The 18,553-nt window shown below is 61.1% G+C and carries 18 protein-coding genes; 5 read left to right on the top strand and 13 right to left on the bottom strand.

From position 1 onward, the window contains the following. The first annotated feature begins 1 nt into the window (after position 1). Positions 2-607, top strand: a complete 606-nt coding sequence (gene coaE / locus JAO73_RS01200; protein ID WP_198975345.1) for a dephospho-CoA kinase — start codon at positions 2-4, stop codon at positions 605-607. Positions 608-657: 50 nt separating this feature from the next. Here the strand turns inward: coaE and JAO73_RS01195 are convergent, their stop codons facing one another. After that, the gene (locus tag JAO73_RS01195) at positions 658-924 is read right to left on the bottom strand and encodes an ArsR/SmtB family transcription factor (protein WP_223827754.1); all 267 of its coding nucleotides are present in this window, start codon (positions 922-924) and stop codon (positions 658-660) included. 294 nt (positions 925-1,218) lie between these two features. Between JAO73_RS01195 and JAO73_RS01190 the strand changes: the two genes are divergently transcribed. From JAO73_RS01190 to JAO73_RS01180, 3 genes are all read left to right on the top strand, one after another. Beyond that, positions 1,219-2,448 carry a Glu/Leu/Phe/Val dehydrogenase dimerization domain-containing protein gene (locus tag JAO73_RS01190; protein WP_198975344.1) on the top strand — a complete coding sequence of 410 codons (1,230 nt, stop codon included), beginning with the start codon at positions 1,219-1,221 and terminating at the stop codon, positions 2,446-2,448. A gap of 366 nt (positions 2,449-2,814) precedes the next feature. After that, positions 2,815-3,558 carry an LOG family protein gene (locus JAO73_RS01185; protein WP_233168659.1) on the top strand — a complete coding sequence of 248 codons (744 nt, stop codon included), beginning with the start codon at positions 2,815-2,817 and terminating at the stop codon, positions 3,556-3,558. 90 nt (positions 3,559-3,648) lie between these two features. Beyond that, positions 3,649-4,839, top strand: a complete 1,191-nt coding sequence (locus JAO73_RS01180) for a lycopene cyclase family protein (RefSeq protein ID WP_198975342.1) — start codon at positions 3,649-3,651, stop codon at positions 4,837-4,839. A 7-nt stretch (positions 4,840-4,846) separates the two neighbouring features. Here the strand turns inward: JAO73_RS01180 and JAO73_RS01175 are convergent, their stop codons facing one another. From JAO73_RS01175 to JAO73_RS01165, 3 genes are all read right to left on the bottom strand, one after another. Further along, positions 4,847-5,554 carry an ABC transporter ATP-binding protein gene (locus JAO73_RS01175; RefSeq protein WP_233168619.1) on the bottom strand — a complete coding sequence of 236 codons (708 nt, stop codon included), beginning with the start codon at positions 5,552-5,554 and terminating at the stop codon, positions 4,847-4,849. A gap of 100 nt (positions 5,555-5,654) precedes the next feature. Further along, positions 5,655-5,876 carry a DUF2795 domain-containing protein gene (locus JAO73_RS01170; protein ID WP_035561220.1) on the bottom strand — a complete coding sequence of 74 codons (222 nt, stop codon included), beginning with the start codon at positions 5,874-5,876 and terminating at the stop codon, positions 5,655-5,657. Between the two features lie 113 nt (positions 5,877-5,989). Continuing rightward, a complete protein-coding gene (locus JAO73_RS01165; RefSeq protein ID WP_198975340.1) occupies positions 5,990-7,306 on the bottom strand; it encodes a DUF349 domain-containing protein in 1,317 nt (438 codons plus the stop codon). Between the two features lie 276 nt (positions 7,307-7,582). On the opposite strand from JAO73_RS01165, the gene ettA reads away from it, so the two are divergent. Then, positions 7,583-9,247 (top strand): energy-dependent translational throttle protein EttA, encoded by a 1,665-nt coding sequence (gene ettA / locus JAO73_RS01160; RefSeq protein ID WP_198975339.1) that lies wholly within the window; start codon positions 7,583-7,585, stop codon positions 9,245-9,247. Between the two features lie 108 nt (positions 9,248-9,355). On the opposite strand, the gene JAO73_RS01155 is transcribed toward ettA, so the two are convergent. The 9 genes from JAO73_RS01155 to panC form a co-directional block, all read right to left on the bottom strand. Next, positions 9,356-10,747 (bottom strand): hypothetical protein, encoded by a 1,392-nt coding sequence (locus JAO73_RS01155; protein ID WP_198975338.1) that lies wholly within the window; start codon positions 10,745-10,747, stop codon positions 9,356-9,358. Between the two features lie 14 nt (positions 10,748-10,761). Then, positions 10,762-11,859, bottom strand: coding sequence for a chymotrypsin family serine protease (locus JAO73_RS01150; protein WP_198975337.1), 1,098 nt, complete (start codon positions 11,857-11,859; stop codon positions 10,762-10,764). A gap of 90 nt (positions 11,860-11,949) precedes the next feature. Further along, the gene (locus JAO73_RS01145; RefSeq protein WP_198975336.1) at positions 11,950-12,762 is read right to left on the bottom strand and encodes a peptidoglycan recognition protein family protein; all 813 of its coding nucleotides are present in this window, start codon (positions 12,760-12,762) and stop codon (positions 11,950-11,952) included. 32 nt (positions 12,763-12,794) lie between these two features. After that, complete coding sequence (locus JAO73_RS01140; RefSeq protein WP_198975335.1) at positions 12,795-14,174, bottom strand: hypothetical protein; 1,380 nt, start codon at positions 14,172-14,174, stop codon at positions 12,795-12,797. Between the two features lie 225 nt (positions 14,175-14,399). After that, positions 14,400-15,023, bottom strand: coding sequence for a helix-turn-helix transcriptional regulator (locus tag JAO73_RS01135; protein ID WP_198975334.1), 624 nt, complete (start codon positions 15,021-15,023; stop codon positions 14,400-14,402). Between the two features lie 251 nt (positions 15,024-15,274). After that, entirely contained in the window at positions 15,275-15,952 is a 678-nt protein-coding gene (locus JAO73_RS01130; RefSeq protein ID WP_198975333.1) for a zinc metallopeptidase, read from the bottom strand. Between the two features lie 27 nt (positions 15,953-15,979). After that, positions 15,980-16,459 (bottom strand): D-glycero-beta-D-manno-heptose 1-phosphate adenylyltransferase, encoded by a 480-nt coding sequence (gene rfaE2 / locus JAO73_RS01125; RefSeq protein WP_190926438.1) that lies wholly within the window; start codon positions 16,457-16,459, stop codon positions 15,980-15,982. 86 nt (positions 16,460-16,545) lie between these two features. Further along, positions 16,546-17,592 carry a lysylphosphatidylglycerol synthase transmembrane domain-containing protein gene (locus tag JAO73_RS01120; RefSeq protein ID WP_198975332.1) on the bottom strand — a complete coding sequence of 349 codons (1,047 nt, stop codon included), beginning with the start codon at positions 17,590-17,592 and terminating at the stop codon, positions 16,546-16,548. 85 nt (positions 17,593-17,677) lie between these two features. Then, on the bottom strand, positions 17,678-18,523 hold the full coding sequence (gene panC / locus JAO73_RS01115) for a pantoate--beta-alanine ligase (protein ID WP_198975331.1): 846 nt from the start codon (positions 18,521-18,523) through the stop codon (positions 17,678-17,680). Between the last annotated feature and the right edge of the window lie 30 nt (positions 18,524-18,553).

Below are 18,553 nucleotides of genomic sequence, written 5' to 3'. Positions count from 1 at the left end.
CATGCTGCGCATTGGCATCACCGGCGGCATTGGCTCGGGCAAGAGCATTGCCAGCCGCTTGTTTCAGGCCCTGGGCGTGCCCACCTACGACGCCGACTCCCGCGCCCGCTGGCTAATGGAAAACGGGGCCGAGCTGCGCCGTCAGCTCACCGCGGCCTTTGGCCCTGGTACCTACGACGCCGCCGGCCGGCTCAACCGGCCGCTGCTGGCCAGCACGGTGTTCAACAATCCCGCGCTGCTGGCGCAGCTCAACGCGCTGGTGCACCCGCAGGTAGGCCTCGACTTTGAAGCCTGGGCTCGGGCGCAGGAGGCCGCGGGCCACCCCTACGTGCTCAAGGAGGCTGCCCTGCTCTTCGAAGCAGGCTCGTACCAGCAGCTCGACCGCATCATCACGGTGTATGCGCCGCTGCCGGTGCGCGAGGCGCGGGTGCTACGCCGCGACCCGCACCGCTCCCTGGCCGACGTGCGGGCCATCATGGCCAAACAGCTCAGCGAGGAAGAAAAGATGCAACGCGCCGACTACGTGCTGACCAACGACGACGCGCAGCCGCTGCTGCCGCAGGTGCTGGCCTTGCACGCTGCGTTCAGCGCGCCGCAGGGCGCATAAAAAAGGCTGCCTCTTGCGAAACAGCCTCCTTCAACTATAGCTAGCTCAGGCTACAACCGGCCCGAATAATCTTCCAGGGTATCAATTACTTTCAGCAGCTGCGGCACTGCCAGCGAGTAATAAATCTTGGTGCCCACTTTGCTCGACTTCAGTACGCCCCGGTCTTTGAGGGTGATGAGGTGTTGCGAAGCAATGGCCTGGGGAAGGTCGAGGGCCTGGTAGATATCGGTAACGGACATTTGGCTGTCCTTGCCTTTGGTTTTGCCCAGCAGGTCAACAATGGCCAAACGTTTGGGATGCGAGAGAACCTTGAGCATAGCCGCGGCACGGTCCAACTGTTGCGCTTCAACACGCGAATGCAATGGTTTCATGAAGTCGATAAAAAGTGAAAGGAAAATGGAAGCGTAGAATAAGTGCAATACAGCGGTACTACTCAGGTAGTTCCTAAAGACTATGCAAAATAGGAAGAAATAGATTTATTCTTCCTTCCTATAATGCAGTATTTGAAGATTTTGTTTTCAAATGCACACCGTCTTATTTAAAAGCCCGGCCCCGGGCCGCCGCGTACCTTTACGGCCCTGTTTGTAAAGACGCTTTTTTGTATTCAACCGATGCTTGACCTACTCACAAAATTTGAAAACAAGCGCCCCGAAATCGTATTCGAGTGGCAAGACGCTGAAACCGAAGCCGAAGGCTGGGTGGTCATCAACTCCCTGCGCGGGGGCGCGGCCGGAGGCGGCACGCGCATGCGCAAAGGCCTCGACAAGCGCGAGGTAGAAAGCCTGGCAAAAACGATGGAGGTCAAGTTCACGGTGTCGGGGCCGGCAATCGGCGGGGCGAAATCGGGCATCAACTTCGACCCGCAGGACCCGCGCAAGCGCGGGGTGTTGGAAAGGTGGTACCGCGCCGTCATTCCGCTATTGAAAAACTACTACGGCACCGGTGGTGACCTTAACGTAGATGAGATACATGAGGTTATACCGATAACTGAAGAATACGGCCTGTGGCACCCGCAGGAAGGTGTGGTGAACGGCCACTACCGCGCCACCGAACCCCAAAAAATTCAGAAGCTGGGCCAGCTGCGCCAGGGCGTGGTGAAAGTGGTGGAAGACGCCACGTTTTCGCCCGACCTGGCCCGCAAATACACCGTGGCCGACCTCATCACCGGCTACGGCGTGGCCGAGGCCGTGCGCCATTACTACCGCCTCTGGCCCGGCACGGAGCTGCGCGGGCAGCGCGCCATCATCCAGGGCTGGGGCAACGTGGGCGCGGCGGCGGCCTACTACCTGGCCGGCCAGGGCGTGCGCATTGTGGGCATCATCGACCGGGCCGGCGGCCTGCTGAGCACCGACGGCCTGGGCCTGGAAGAAATCCGCGCCCTGCTGCTGTCCCGCAAAGGCAATGCCCTGACGGCCGAGCACCTGCTCTCGTTTGCCGAAATCAACGAGCGGGTGTGGTCGGTGGGGGCCGATATTTTCATTCCGGCCGCGTCATCGCGCCTTGTCACGCAGGACCAGGTGGAGCAGCTGCTGGCCGGTGGCCTCAAAGTGATAAGCTGCGGCGCCAACGTGCCCTTCGCCGACCCGGAAATTTTCTTCGGGCCCACCGGCGTGTTTGCCGACGAGCGCGCGGCCGTCATCCCCGATTTCATTGCCAACTGCGGCATGGCCCGCGTGTTTGCCTACCTCATGGAAACCGGCGCCGAAATCACCGACCAGGCCATTTTTGCCGATACTTCGCGCATCATCGGGGCCGCACTGGAGCGCACGCATCAGGAAAATTCGCAGGCCACGGGCATCGCGCAGCGCTCGTTCGAGATGGCGCTGCGGCAGCTGGTGTGAGGCGATAGCCAGAAGAGCGACAACGGGTTAAGCTGAGCTTGCTGGGGCCCTGGCGCGAGCGCTGCAATCGATTGTAGCGCGCCAGCGGCCGTGGCAAGCTCGGCATACTGCTCTTCTTCAAGCCCTAAAACGCGGGCAAGCGTGATTGTTTGCTAACAAATCAATATCTTTGACGCCCTACTTTTGAGTCGCCCCGGTTCGGGGCGATTTTGTTTTTGGTAGGTATTTCCACTTGCAATTATGTCTACACTGAAAAAACCCAAGACCAGCAAAACCAAAGCGGCCGACGAAATGCTGAACGCCGGCAGCGGCAAAACCATCAAGCAGCCCAACGTCAACGACGACAAGCTGACCTCCATCACGGAGATGCGCCAGAGCGCCCACGGCGAAACCGCCATGGCCCTGGAAGACGAGCAGCGCTTGCGCAAAGCCTTCGTGGACAAGGACTGGAACGAAATCAAAATCGCCGACAGCTGGCAGATTTTCAAGGTGATGGCCGAGTTCGTGGAGGGCTTCGAGAAGATGTCCAAAATCGGCCCCTGCGTGAGCATCTTCGGCTCGGCGCGCACCAAGCCCGACAATCCTTACTACAAGCAGGCCGAGGAAATTGCGGCCAAGCTGGTGCGCCACGGCTACGGCGTCATCACGGGCGGCGGCCCTGGCATCATGGAAGCCGGCAACAAGGGCGCCCGCTCCGAGGGCGGCAAGTCGGTGGGCCTCAACATTGAGCTGCCCTTCGAGCAAACCCACAACATCTACATCGACCAAGACAAGTGCATCGACTTCGACTACTTCTTCGTGCGCAAGGTGATGTTTGTGAAATACGCGCAGGCCTTCGTGGGCATGCCCGGCGGCTTCGGCACGCTGGATGAGCTGTTTGAAGCCATGACGCTGATTCAGACCAAGAAAATCAGCCGCTTCCCCATCGTGCTGGTGGGCTCGGCGTACTGGAACGGCCTGTTTCAGTGGGTGAAAGACGTGATGCTGCACGAAGAGCACAACATCTCGCCCGAAGACCTGAACCTGGTGCAGATTGTGGACGACGCCAGCGAAGCCGTGAAAATCATCGACGACTTCTACCACAAGTACCTGCTGTCGCCGAACTTCTAAACCGGTCTGGCAAGCCCGTGGTTATGCAAAGCCGCTTCTTCGGAAGCGGCTTTTTTGTGGGTAGCTTTCGCCCGCCGTTGCCATTTTTCTATGCCTGTTCTTGCCGCCTCTTTCGATTATGATTACCTCATTGTGGGCGGCGGGGCGGCCGGCCTCAGCCTGGCCTATCACATTGCGCAGGAGCCTCGGCTGGCCCGTAAGAAAGTGTTGATTATTGAGCCGGAAGCCAAGGCCCAGAACGACCGCACGTGGTCCTTCTGGGCCGATGCGCCGGGTCTGTTCGACGGCATTGTGGCGCACGAATGGCGGCAGATTGCCTTCCGCAGCCCCGGCTTTGAGCGCGTCATCGACCTGGGCCGCTACCGCTACAAAACCATCAACGGGCTGGATTACTACCGCTTCGTGCAACGGGCGCTGGCCGACAACCCCCAGTTTACCATCGTGCGGGGCACGGTGATTGACTTGGAAGACGTCGCTGACGGCGTACGGGTGCGCAGCAGTTGCGGCGATTTCCGGGCGCGCTACGCGTTCGATAGTCGCCCGCCGGACTTGGCTGCGTTGAGGCGACCGGAGAAGCACCGCTACCTGCTGCAGCACTTCGTGGGCTGGGAAATCGAAACCGACCACGACGCGTTCGACCCCGCCACGGTGGAGTTTATGGACTTTCGCGGCGAGCAGCACCACGAGGCGCGGTTCATGTATGTGCTGCCGTTTTCGGCTCGCAAAGCGCTGGTAGAGTACACGTTGTTCTCGGAAAACCCGCTGCCCAAAGTAGAATACGAAGCCGCCCTCCGCCAGTATCTAAGCACGACGTTGGGGCTGGCCGATTACCGCATTGCGGCCGAAGAAGTGGGCGCCATTCCGATGACCGACCACCCGCTGCCGGCTCGCAACGGCCCGCACATCATCAACCTGGGCACCCGCGGCGGGCGGGCCAAGCCCAGCACCGGCTACGCCTTCAAACGCATTCAACAGCATTCGGCGCGGCTGGTGACAGCCCTGGCCAGCACCGGCCACCCGCCCCCTGACCCCACCGGCGACCAATGGCAATTCCGGCTCTTCGACACGCTGCTGCTGGACATCATGCGCCGGCGGGGCGAAACGACGCGGGACATTTTCCGCCAGCTGTTCGAGCGCAACCCCGTGGAACGCATCTTTCGCTTTCTGGACGAAACGACCTCATGGGCCGACAATTTCCGCATCATGAACTCGGTGTCGCCGGGGCCATTCATGCGGTCTATCGGGCAGGTGCTGCTGGGGCGGCCGGGCCAGCGGGAGTAAGCTTTGCTTATCGTTGTGGGGCTTGCTCCAGGCAAGCGCGGGCCGCTTGCACAGTAGCCGCCGAAATGGGGCGCAGCTGCGGCTCTGCTTCTGACAGATTGAGCAGATAGCCGGACAACTCGGGCAGGTTGTCGAGGTCGTGGGTGCTGCAGAGCACGGTTTTGCCCTGCGCTGTGGCCCACTGGTGCACCAAGCTGAATACTTGGCGGCGGTAGTACACGTCGAGCTGCTGCGTGGGCTCATCCAGCAGATACACCTGCGCATCCTGCAGGCTGAGCTGGGCCAGCCACACCAGCTGCTGCTCGCCGCCCGAAAGCTGGGTGAAGTCGCGCTGGCCCAGGTGCGCCATGCCCACCCGGGCCAGCGCGGCATCGGCCAGCGCGTAGTCGGCCGGCGAATAGGCGCTTAGCAGGCCGTGGTGGCGGTAGCGGCCCATCACCACCAGCTCGCGCACGGCAATGGCAAAGTCGATGCTGCCGCGCTGGGGCAGGTAGCCCAGCAGGCCGGCGGCTGCGGCGCGGCGCAGGGCGCGCACCTCGTGCCCGTGCAGCTGCACGCTGCCTTGGTAGGCCAGCTGCCCTGTCAACACCCGGAAAAGAGTGGTTTTGCCGCTGCCGTTGTGGCCCACCACGGCCACGAAAGCCGGCTCGGGCAGGCACAAAAAAAGGTTGCGGACCAGCACCCTGCCGGGGTAGCCCGCAACCAGTTGTTGCATGTTGAGGGGTGAGTGTTGCGTGTTGAGTGACGGATTGTTGTGCATCAACAGGCTCGCGTCGCGTCAATCGTCCAACAGTAACTCCTAGCAGTCAGTAGTTCTAGTACTCGTCCTCGTTAAACATGAAGTCCTCTTTGGTGGGGTAGTCGGGCCACACTTCCTCGATGTTCTCGTAGGGCTGGCCGTCGTCTTCCAGGGCTTGGAGGTTTTCCACCACTTCCATGGGCGCGCCCGAGCGGATGGAGAAGTCAATCAGTTCGTCTTTGGTGGCGGGCCAGGGAGCATCTTCCAGATAAGATGCCAGTTCGAGTGTCCAATACATAGGGAGGCGGATAAAAAAAGGTTGGCGAAGGTAACTATTTCCGGGCAAGATACAAGCCCGAAACGGCGGCATTCCGGCGGCCTTCTCGGCAACGCAAAATGCGGCCCAAAGTTTTAGCCGGCGGCCTGGGCTTGCTGGTTAAACAAGGCAATCAGGTCGTCTTTCGTGCGGATTTTGCGTTCAAACGACCGGATTTTGGTTTGCAGCATCTGCCGGAACGAGTCGTTGGCGGCGCTGGGGCTCAGCTTGTCAAGATTGTCGCGCAGGGTGGCCAGCTCAGCTTGGTCGTCCTTGAGCAGCTCGCGCAGGGTACTGGCCCGGTAGCGGGCGCGCTCGGCCGGAGCCGTGGGCACGGCCTCGGTGGCGGCACGCTTGCGCAAGTGGTACTCCAACGCGCTGAGCTCGAATATCTTGTCGCAAGCCACCATGAAGCGCTGCCAGATACGGTCCGACTCTTCGCCGCGCACGGTGCCTACCTGTTTCCACTCGGCTTGCAGGGCTTTGGCCTGATGAATGGCTTCTTGGGGCGGCACGGCCATGAGGGCCTCGGCGCGCTCGGCGAGGGCGCGCTTGCGGGCCAGCAGCTGCTCGGGCGTGGCGGCGGCGCCGGTGCCGGCGGCCTGCTGCGCCGCAATGTGCGCTTTGAGGCGTTCAAAGAAATGGTTGTTGGCCGCCCGGAAGCGCGTCCAGAGTTCGGACGCCTGCTTCTTGGGGAGGGTGCCGTTTACTTCGCGCCAGGCCTGCTGCAGCTGTTTGAGCTGCCGCGAGGTGGCCTCGAACTGGTCGGAGTTCTTGAGGTTTTCGGCCTGCTGAATGAGTTCGCGGTAGCGGTTTTGCACGCGCGCCACCATGGCCTTTTTATCCGACTGAAAGGCTTTGCGCCGGTCAAAAAACTCCTGAATGGCGGCCTGAAACCGCGTTTCCAGCTCGTCGGTCATGGCTTTGTCGACGGGGCCGGTTTTGAGCCAGCCCTGGCGCAGGTCCTTCACTTTTTCGCTGGCCGACACCCACTCCACGCTGTCGCGCAGGGCCTCGGCCTCCTGGATGAAGCCGAGCTTGGTGGCCAGGTTTTTCTCGCGGTTTTGGGCCACCGTCACCGCGATGGCCTCTTCGGCTTCGGTGAGGCGGCGGTGCAAGGCGGCAAAGTCGCCCAGGCCATCGTAGGTCAGCAGCTGCTCTTTCAGGTGCAGCGCCTTCATCAGAAAGGAACCTTTGTTGTCGCTGGCCTCCATTTTCACGAGCAGCGAATCTACTTTTGCCCGCAGGGCTTCAAAGCGTTGGGCAAAATACAGGAGGGCGGCTTCGTCGGTTTCTTTGACCAGGCCTATCTGGCGGGCGGGCTGGGCAAGCACGGGGCGCAGCCACACGCCGCCGGCTTCCACGTAGCCGTAGCGCTGGGCTTCGGCCAGCAAGTGGTCGGTTGGTTCCATACTAATGTGTAAGCTCGTGGGTAGGAGTGCGGAATACGGGGCAGAGCGGTGAAAAGGGGTGAAGTGGCTGAAAAATGGATTGGGAAGGGAATACAAGTTTACGGTAAAAAGGTGATGTAATGATGTAGCCGCGGGGAAACGTGCCCGAAACCGGGTTTGACGCCCGGGAACCACCGACGCACGGCCCCGAAAACCCGACGGCCGGCGCATGGCCCACAAGCCGTGGTTGCCGTTCTTTGCGCTTGCAATTCGTCCATCAGCCCTTCCCAACTCCCCATGAGCGACCAGACCATCATCTTCAGCATGGCCGGCGTGAGTAAGATTTACCCGCCCCAGAAGCAAGTTCTCAAGAACATTTACCTCTCGTTTTTCTACGGCGCCAAAATTGGCGTGCTGGGTTTAAACGGCTCGGGCAAGTCGAGCCTGTTGAAAATCATTGCCGGCGTCGACAAGCAGTTTCAGGGCGAGGTGGTGTTTTCGCCGGGCTACTCGGTGGGCTACCTCGAGCAGGAGCCCCAGCTCGACCCCACCAAAACCGTGCGCGAGGTGGTGGAAGAAGGCGTGGCCGAAACCGTGGCCCTGCTCAAGGAGTTCGACGAAATCAACGAGGCCTTCGGGGCCGAAGACGCCGACTTCGACAAGCTGCTCGACCGCCAGGGCAAGGTGCAGGAGCGGCTGGACCAGCTCGACGCCTGGAACCTGGACTCGAAGCTGGAGCGGGCCATGGATGCCCTGCGCACCCCGCCCGAGGAGGCCGTTATCGGCAACCTCTCGGGCGGGGAGAAGCGCCGCGTGGCACTATGCCGCCTGCTGCTGCAGGAGCCCGACGTGCTGCTGCTGGACGAACCCACCAACCACCTCGACGCCGAAAGCGTGTTCTGGCTGGAGCAGCACCTGCAGCAGTACAAAGGCACCGTGATTGCCGTGACCCACGACCGGTACTTCCTCGACAACGTGGCCGGCTGGATTCTGGAGCTGGACCGCGGCTCGGGCATTCCGTGGAAAGGCAACTACTCCTCGTGGCTGGAGCAGAAAACCGCCCGCTTGGCTCAGGAGGAAAACCAGGAAAGCAAGCGCGCCAAAACCCTGCAGCGCGAGCTGGAATGGGTGCGCATGTCGCCCAAAGCCCGCCAGAGCAAGGGCAAGGCCCGCCTGGCCAACTACGACAAGCTGGCCAGCGAAGAAGCCAAAGACAAGGAGCAAAAGCTGGAGTTGTTCATCCCCGACGGCCCGCGCCTGGGCGCGCAGGTCATTGAGGCCGAAGGCATCACCAAAGCCTTTGGCGACAAGCTATTGTTTGAGAACCTGAGCTTTTCGTTGCCGCAGGGCGGCATTGTGGGCATCATCGGGCCGAACGGCGCGGGCAAAACCACGCTCTTCCGCCTCATCACCGACCAACTGCAGCCCGACGCGGGCACCTTCGAAGTAGGCCCCACGGTGCAGACGGCATACATCGACCAGCAGCACGACACGCTGGACCCCAACAAATCGGTGTTCGACGCCATCACGGGCGGCACCGAAACCATGCTGCTGGCCGGCCGGCCGGTGAACTCGCGCGCCTACGTGAGCAAGTTCAACTTCGGCGGCGGCGACCAAGAGAAGAAGGTGGCCATGCTCTCCGGCGGCGAGAAAAACCGCGTGCACCTGGCCATGACGCTCAAGCAGGGCGCCAACCTGCTGCTGCTCGACGAGCCCACCAACGACCTGGACGTGAACGCCATCCGGGCCCTGGAAGACGCCTTGGAGAACTTCGCCGGCTGCGCCGTCATCATCAGCCACGACCGGTGGTTTCTGGACCGGCTGGCCACGCACATCCTGGCCTTCGAGGGCGAATCGGAAGTGGTGTGGTTTGAGGGCAACTTCTCGGATTATGAGGAAGCCAAGCGCAAGCGCCTGGGCGACGTGGAACCGAAGCGCGTGCGGTATAAAAAGCTGGGGTAGTCTGTATTCTTATTAGCAACAGTCTTGTCAAGACGGCCCGCCAGAAGCAATTCCGGCGGGCCGTTCCGATTAGTTGAATACAGGCTTAACAGTTTGGCCAACTATGTTTTAGCGCGACGCAGCACCGCTGGCGGCGCCGGAACCTAAGGCAGCGAACAACTTGGCGGCAGCCCTTAAGTCGAGACTAACCCCTACATACCAATCAGACTGGGTTTCGGTACGCGTAGGAACTGTACTTACGCCGGTGGGCAACACGGACCCAATACCTAGTCCCGAACTGGGGTCTACCACCGTAACGCGGCCAACATGACAACCGGCTGTTAGGTAGAATAAGCTGCCGAAGACGTCGTAGGTAGCCCCTACGTAGGCATTTTTTAGGGTATTTTCGACCGACAACCCAAAAGTGGGGTAGAGACGCTGGTACAACGGAACGCCCGTTCTCCGCTTTTCGACGTCGCGGCGCCCCCAGATGTAATGAGTATAAGAGAAAACGTAGTGCAATTGGGGGGCTTGTTCGGTCACTGTGATGACGTTGTCGGCGCCTTTGGCTACAGTGCCAAACGAGCGGTCCGTTAGCCAAGAGCAAACCGGACCAAAAGAAAGCGCGCCCTGGTAGAGCGGGTGAACGCCGAAATCAAAGTCGCTGAGCGGAGTGCTGACGCCGTTGGTGCCCAACCGTGACAATTGCACCTGCCCCCTGCCCGGCGCGAAATCAGCCAATTCAACCCTAGCCAACCCGCAGTCAGACACTTTGGCCGCCTTCCTGATAAAGGCATCGGTGTTCGTGCCTTCGCCGACCACCCGGTACACGCCCACATCCCGGAAAGCGGATTTGCGTTGTACCAATAACTTATCTAATTCGGTCCGCGGCCCGCGCACTACTATCACAATTTTATCATCCTCGTCTATCACGTCGCCCGGGCGATACAACACATTGCCGGTGTGTGACACAATGAAGGTAGCCGTGTTGTTCGCGTCATCGTACAGCGCTTTTGCGAAAGCCACTTTCTCCGCATCGGTAGCCGGGTCGTCGGCGGCCACATCGCAGTCCGCTCCTCCTGTTTCGGGAGGAGCAACGTTTATTTCTATGGATGCTTTTGCATCCGTTGGTGTTCCGTTATCGAAAAATAGTAAAGTGGCCTGACGGGCAGGCATTGGGTCTATGGTGGCTCCGCTCAACTCAAACCGCGCCGTAGCGCCAGTGGCACCGCTCGCTGGAGCCAACTGAACCACCACGGGGGAGCCCCCTCCTGCCGGTGCACTGCCTTTTAATTGCGCCGTGAGTTTATCGCAATTCAGCCCATCGCAGGTTACTTCCAACACCTGCTTATCGGTGTTACCTATTTTGCTACGCGCCGGGTCAAAGCCTGCGTTGTTCAGGAACTGGTAGCTATTCCCGGTTTTCTTAATGGTTGTTTTCCATACCGCCTGTGCTCTCGCTGAGTTCGTTCCGCCTAACAGGAGGGCCACGCACAGGGAAAATAAGTAGTTGTTTTTCATCGCAAAAGCCAGGATTAATGAGTTGGTATCTGACACGCAAGCCGGTCGAGAACTAAGCTGATGGGCGTAAAAACCTGCAAATCGGAACCGTCGCTGCCCCCCACTAAAAGCCCCAGAACCAAGTTTTGCCGGTCAAGTATGACTGCCCCCGAATCGCCTGGGCTGGCCTGAATGCGCACCACAATTGCATCAATCAGGTCTTCTTGGGGCAGGTAGTTGTGCAGCGACTGTATCATTCCGAGCTGGTACCCTGACACAGCCCCGTACATCCACACGGGCATGCCCCGGTCACTGTCTACTACGGGCCGCCAACCATTAACCCGGCCGATTTCCGGGATGTAGTCAATCATGGTATCCGGGTCGGCCACTTCGATGGCGGCAGCATCGGTTTCGTGCATGGTTCCGCGCAGAAACCGGCCCACCAGTACCGAAGTACTGGTTTGGGGCCACGGCGCAAACAGCTCTAGTCCCGGAGGAGTATCATCCCCCACCACATGTTGAGCCGTTAGGGCAACCATGCTGGCCGAGGCGTTGTCTTGGGCCAATACGCCCAATGTGCCTCGGCTATTGCCTTGCCCTAGGCTGCTGCCGCCACTGGTGTTGCGTCGAAACTTGCCAAACTCTACCACGTCAACGCCCACCGCATCACCATTTGCAGCGCGCAATGTGGTGGGTATCGCCAGCCGGCTGCCCAGCTCCGCATCCATGAGTTTGCGTTCCACATATACCGTGATTGTTTTTTCCGCCTGCCAAATACCGGACTTTACCCGGTGTCCCAAGCCAATACCTATCACGCCCGGCCAGTTCGTCAACGTTTCCTGATGCTCGCCCAGAACACGGTCCAGACGCGCCCATTCTCGGTTCTGCAGCCTTTTTTTCGGATGGCCTGTAGTGCGCCGGGCCAGTTGCATCCGCCCGGCTTCACTCAATTGCCGCGCATAGTCCACGGCTTGTGCTGCTTCAAGTGCCGAACCGATTTGTGCACGCACTGCTTGGGTGCCTGCTTCAATAAAGGTTTGAGCTAATGCCGTCAACTCTGTTGGCGCCAGTTTTTTACGCAAGCTTTTCGCCAACCGTTCAATCATGCGCTCTATTGAAGGAGTTTCCATCATTAACCAGTTGGTTTTCAGTTTGCAGATTTAGTAAAGCACTGAGTAAAGCACTGAGTAAAGCACTGCCACGAATCCGGCCCGCAGCGGCAATTAGCGCACGGCTCCGCTCCAGCAAAAGAGCCCGCCGGGGCTGAGCTCGTACCAGTCGTCGTTGCCGCTCACGGCTTCGCCCACCACGCGGCCTTGCACGGGCAGCACCGCCCCGGCCGGCACTTGCCGGGCCACTGGCGCGCGCCGAAACGGCTCGCCCTGTCGGATGTTGACCAAGCCTTGCGCGGCTACGCTGCTGGGCAGCGGCGGCAGGCCAGGCAGCGTCCCTCCGATGCTCTGAAAGATGGCCGTGACGTCGGCCAATAGCTGCGGAAACGTGCGCCGGCTGTGCGACAAGCCCGCCACCGGGTCGAACTTCCGGCCGGGGTCGAGAAAGCAATGGCCGGTGATGTCGCGGCGCGGGTCGAGCTGAAAATGGACGCAGAGGTAGGCCAGAAGCCACACGTAGCGCCGGTAGGCTTCGTCGGCGTTGATGGCCCCGCCGTAGCAATACTCCACTCCGATGGCCGCGTCGTTGGCGTTGCAACCGTAGAGGATGTTGTCTTCGCGCCGGTCGTATAGCACGTGCCAGGCTTTTTCGGGTGGAGCCGTCAGGGCCGGCACGCACTCCAGAATCTGGTGGTCGTCGACGAACAAATGGGCTGAAGTAGGCGGTTTGATGAGGTAGGTATCGCGGTAGTAGCGCACATTGCCAGCGGCCGTCGAGCCGGGATTCCCAGTGTCGTGGGCCACCAGAAAGCGCGCGCGCAACGGGTTGGGGCCAGGAGCTGTGAGTGCGTAGCCCCGGCGGCGGGTGCCTAATGGCAGGTAGGCGGGCAAAATATCGAATTCGCGGTCTGGGTACTGTTTCATGACTCGGCGTGAAAAAGTGAGCAGGGGCCGGCTTAGCCCATGGCCAAGCTGGCATCAGGGGCGCCGCTCAGCGTGCCAGCGGGGGGCTGGGCTTCGTTGTCGTCGCCCTCGTCGTCGCGGCGGGTGGGGGTACCATCGGGCAGCACTGCCGGCGTGGTAGGCGGCGGGGCGGTGCCCGCCGGGCCGCTATCGGTTGACATACCGGAAGCGCCGGCGTTGGCAGGGGTTACGTTCACGATGGTGGTGGCTCCGCCAGGCAGGGTGCGCTGCACTACCGACCCTTGGCCCAGGGGTGCCCCTGGAATTCCGGCAGCGGCGTCTTTGGTCGTTGCCACGTCCGACGAAGCGGATTTGCTTTCCTGGTATTTGCCAAACAAAAACCCGGTTGTACTGATGGAAATAAGGCCCAGCAGGCCTTCGTCCAGCGGCGGCAGGTTCCACAGCCGCCACACGTGCCGCACGAAGTATAGCCCCACCAGCAGGTTGAACAGCAGGAATTGGATGCGCGCGATGCTAAAGCGGTTTTGCTCGGCCAGGATGTCGCGCCAGAAGCCCTTGCTCACATCGTTCACGCTGGGTCCTTCGGCGCTGGCGTTCACTTGGTCGCTGGTGATGCCGCGGCTGAACAGGTTTCCGCCCAAGCTAATGCCAAGCAGCCCCAACAGGCTCACGGGAATGGCCGCCAGTTCGCCGGTCACGAGGTAGCACAGCAGGTAGGCACTGAGAATGAGGAACGTCCAGAATACAAGCTGCACCTTGCTGAGGCTGAACGGCACCGACTCGTAGTGCTTGCCAATCATGTCGGTATGGTCCACATCCAGGCCGTTCAGGTTGCCGCGGAGGATGTCGCTCCGCACTAGATTGCTGTGCCAGCACAGATACAGCAACACGGCCAGCAGCGCACCCACCAAAAAGAGGCCCAGGTTGAGTTCGTTGCGGCGCACCAGCTCCAGGTAGATGTTATGGTCCTGCGGAAAGGCATCGCCCAATTGCCCGTTCTCGAACCCAATGCCAATGTGCGCCTTGTGGTCCAGCTTGCTCCGCACCCGGTAAAAAAGCTGCCAGATGGGCTCAGTAGTAGGATTGCGCAGCAATAAGAACCGCACCGTGGCCGTATCGGCGCGGTTGAGCAGGTCCACGCTTTCCGGTGCCATCGGAAAGCTTACCCCGTCGATGAACAGCCGCAGCTCCGTGGGCTTGCGTTTATAGGCCTCTAAGGCTTTGGCCAGGCCGCGCACGCGCAGCACCACGTGGTCACCCAGTTGCAGGCTGTCGCGGCGCTTGCTGGATAGGTTGTAGACGTCTGTTATCTGCACCAGTGGCGGAGCGGCCTCCGCAGCAGCTACGGGCTTGGGGGCCACTGGCGGGGCAGCCGCTGGCGGGGCACCACCGGCCTCTGGCACTTGGGCCACAGCCGGCCTTATTGCCAACATCAACAGAACAAAAAGGCCGAGTAACTGTCGAGCGCGCATAATAAGGGGCATTGAGTAGCAGAGTCCGGTGCTGTTCCAAGCAATGAAAAAGCAGTTGTGCCGTGTGTAAGACCAACTGCTCTTTGTGCGCAAGGCCCATTTGCCAAGCAGCCCGTAAAACTCGCTTTTTGCTCTCCCGGCTACATCAGTGCCATCACTGAAACTTTACGCTACCCAGCCCTCGCGCACGGCCCGGGCGGCTAGCCCCACCAGCGTGCGGGTGCCGGCCTTCTGCAGCAGGTTGCGGCGGTGGCTTTCCACAGTGCGCACGTTAATGAACAGTCGGTTGGCAATTTCTTCGTTGCAGCAATCGGCCACCACCAAGCGCAACACTTCCATTTCGCGGCGGCTGAACCGCCCGGTAATGACGTAGGGCGGCACCACGCGCGGCGGTGGGCTGCCCACGGGCCGGGCCGCAAGCCACGGCGCAACAGCTGCCGCCAACGCATGGGGAGGCACGTGGCTGGGCACAAACAAACAAGCCCCTGGGCCTGTGTGCAGGGCGGCTTCATGGGCCAAGGTGCGCGCATCGGCCAGCACCAGCAGGCGCTGAGAAGGACGGGTCTGGCGCAGGCGGCTCAGGACGCGGGGCAGGTTTAAGCCCGGCAATGCACCTTCAAGCACCAGCAAGCCATAGAACTGATGCGTGGCTAATTCCTCCACTTCAGAAGCATCTGCTGTGAGCGTGATGGCCAACTCGGGGCATTGCTCGCGCAACACGGCTAGCAAGCCTTGCCGAAACAGTGTGGGTGCGGCCGCAACCAAGGCCGTGGGGGTAGAAGTGGGCATGGTACTGGCAGAAAAGAAGGTTTTCGCCCCAGCATCGCTGCGCAAGGCAGCCGAGGGCCCGGGCGACAACAGAAAGGGCACCGCAAAGTATAAACCATAATTGAATTATCAATAATTAAAATTATATATCTTCTACTCATTGCATACAAGCTCCTCCGTAAGCAAGCTTGCTGACAGCTAACGGATAGGCGCAAAAAAACCGCTGCCCCGGATAAGGAACAGCGGCTTTGTAATCAGGGCCAGCCCGGGGCTTAGTTGCGCCGGCTGCCGCTCATGAAAATGCTGACGTAATACAGCAGCGTGGCCAGCGAACTGATGGCGGCCACCACATAAGTCATGGCGGCCCACCACAAAGCGTCCTTGGCCATGGCGTGCTCTTGCACCGTCACCACGCCGCGCTTGTCCATCCAGGCCAGGGCCCGACGCGACGCGTCGAATTCCACGGGCAGGGTCACGAACGAAAACAGGGTGGTGAGCGAGAACAGCGCAATGCCGATGCCCAGCGGAATGACCGAGCGATTAATCAGGAACACGCCGGCGAGCAAAATCCACGGCATCCAAGTCGACACCGCGCTCAGGGCCGGCACCATGGCCGAGCGGAATTGCAGCATCGAATACGCGGTGGCGTGCTGCACGGCGTGGCCGCACTCGTGGGCCGCAATGGCGGCCGCGGCGGCGCTGCGCTCGGCGTACACGCCCTCGCTCAGGTTCACGGTTTTGTCGGTCGGGTTGTAGTGGTCGGTGAGGCGGCCTTCGGTGCTGATGATGCGCACGTCGGTGATGCCGTGGTCGGCCAGCATGAGTTCGGCAACTTGGGCGCCGGTCAAATTGGCACGCAGGCCCACTTGGGCGTATTGCTTGAACTTGCTGCGGAGGCGCCATTGAATGCCCCAACTAACTAGCATCAGCAGAATCAACAGGAAATACATGGCAATAAGAAAAAAAGGGTGAAACCGCTACGAGGAATGCAAAATGCGCTCCACGATGCGGGACGTGCTGTAGCCCTGCACTAATGGCACGGTCAGCACCTGCCCGCCCCGGTTCAACACCAACTCATGCCCCACAATTCCGTCGATGGCGTAGTCGTCGCCCTTCACCAGCACGTCGGGCTGCACCAGTTCGATGAGGGCCAGCGGCGTGGGCTCGCCAAACAGCACCACCGCATCCACAAACGCCAGCGAAGCCAGAATACGGGCCCGCGCGTGCTCGTCCTGAATGGGCCGGCCGGGCTTGAGGGCACCCACCGACGCATCGGTGTTCAGGCCCACCACCAAGGCGTCGCCCAGGTGCCGGGCCTGCTCCAGGTAGTCCACGTGGCCCAGGTGCAGCAGGTCGAAGCAACCGTTGGTGAACACCACTTTACGCCCCTCGGCCCGCCAGGCCGCTACGGTGGCGGGCAGCTGCTCACGCGTCTGAATTTTGTCTTTGGTCCACATGCCGTCAATGAGTAAGTTGGTAAATGAGTAACTGGGCGAATGTCAAGGCGGCGTATAATGATGTACGCACTCACTTATTCGCCCATTCACTCGCTCGTAAGCGGCTCGTCGGCAATGGCTTCGGCTTCGGTCAGCAGGCGGCCCTTGTCGGCGGCGGCCACGGCCACGAAGCTGATGCCGCCCATGAGCACCACCAGCAGGGTTTGGGCGCCGTGCACCACCAGCGCGTAGGCAATGCCGGCCTCCTTGCTGATGCCGTATACAATCAGCACGCCCTGCACCATTACGTGGAAGGGCCCAATGCCGCCGGCCACCGGCGCCGCCATACCAAACGCCCCAAACGTGAGCACGGCCAGGCCGGCGCGCATGTCGAGGCTGTAGGTTTCCGGAAAGCAGAAAAACGCCAGGTAGTCCATGAGGTAGTACACGCTCCAAGTAAAGAGCGTGTGGAAGATGAACAACCACTTGTTTTCCAGCTTCAGCACGCTGAATACGCCGGCCAGCAGCCCTTTCACAAACAGCACCGCCTTGTTGAAAAACGCGTTTTGGCGCAGCCGTTCGAGGTTGCGAAACAGCGCGAAGCCGGTTACCAGCAGCAAAATACCCCCCACCACGGCCGCAATGACGAGCGGCAGCGGGTTGCGGGCCAGCGTTTCGTAACGCCCGCCCAGAATTTCCACCGTCACGAACCTCCAGAACGTTTGAAAATCAAGCAGCAACAAGAAGCTGAGCAGGCCCAGCAGCACCAGCACGTCAATCACCCGCTCGGTCACCACCGTGCCGATGGCCACTTGCACCGGCACGCCGCTCGTGCGCCGCAGCACCGAGCAGCGAATGACCTCGCCCATGCGCGGCAGCACCAAGTTGGCAAGGTAGCCCACCATCATGGCGTGGTACACGGGCCAGTAGCCCGCCGGCGTCTGCGAGGCCTTGAGCTGCATCTGCCAACGGTAGGCCCGGCTGAAGTAGCCCAATGTAGAAAGCGTGAGCGTAATGGCCAGCCAGAAATAATTGGCCGTGGCGATGTAATGCCCGATGCGCGACAAGTCCTGCCCCCGCACGGCGTACCACATCAGCGCGCCCGAAATGCTCAGCAGCAGGACGTATTTAAGAATGTTTAAGAGCCTTTTCAATAGAAGACCAGAATAGCTGCGGGCGCAAACGAGGAACAAAAACCGCCGCAAAGGTAAAACGCCCTTGTGCGCGGCGCGGCCGCCCCTACTCCACCACCACGTTGTCAATCAGGCGCACGCCGCCCAAGTGCGCGGCCAGGCACAGCACCACGGCCCGGCCGGCAGTGTATTCGGCCAGCGGCTGCAGGGTTTGGGCGTCGGCCACTTCCACGTATTCGGGCGTGAGCAGCGGCTCCCGGGCCAGGGTGGCCTCGGCCGTGGCGCGCACCTGGGCGGGCGGCACCCCCTGGCGCACCTGGGCCGCGGCGGCTTCCAGCACCTGGTGCAGCAGCGGTGCGGCGGCGCGGGCCGGCGCATCGAGCCGGCGGTTGCGCGAGGACATGGCCAGCCCGTCGGCTTCGCGAATGGTCGGGCAGGTCACAATTTCCAGGTCGAACGACAGGTCGGCCGCCAGTTGCTTGATGACGGCCACCTGCTGCCAATCCTTTTGGCCGAAGTAAGCGCGGTGCGGGCGGGCCATGTGAAATAATTTGCTCACCACCGTGGCCACGCCGTTGAAATGGCCGGGGCGGTGGGCACCTTCCATCACCCGCTCCAAGTCGCCAAAATCGAAGCGCAGCACGGTCGGCTGGGGGTACATTTCTTCCACTGTGGGCACAAAGAGGGCGGTGCAGCCGGCGGGTTCCAGCAGGGCCGCGTCGGCCTCGGGCACGCGGGGGTACAGGCGGAAGTCTTCGGCATTGTTGAACTGCGTGGGGTTGACAAACAAGCTGACGACCACCACGTCGCAGTCGGTCCGGGCGGCTTGTACGAGTTGCAGGTGGCCGTCGTGCAGAGCGCCCATGGTGGGAACCAAGCCAACCCGTTGGCCGGTTTGGCGGGCGTGTTCGGTGTAGGCGTGCAACCCGGCGGCGGTCGTAAGTATCTGCATAGAGAAGGAAGGCTATTGGACAGGCCCTCG

The sequence above is a fragment of the Hymenobacter miniatus genome (genome assembly GCF_016427455.1).
Taxonomy (GTDB): domain Bacteria; phylum Bacteroidota; class Bacteroidia; order Cytophagales; family Hymenobacteraceae; genus Hymenobacter; species Hymenobacter armeniacus.
The sequence above is the reverse complement of the archived record's forward strand: the minus strand, read 5'-3'. Positions and strand labels throughout refer to the sequence as shown.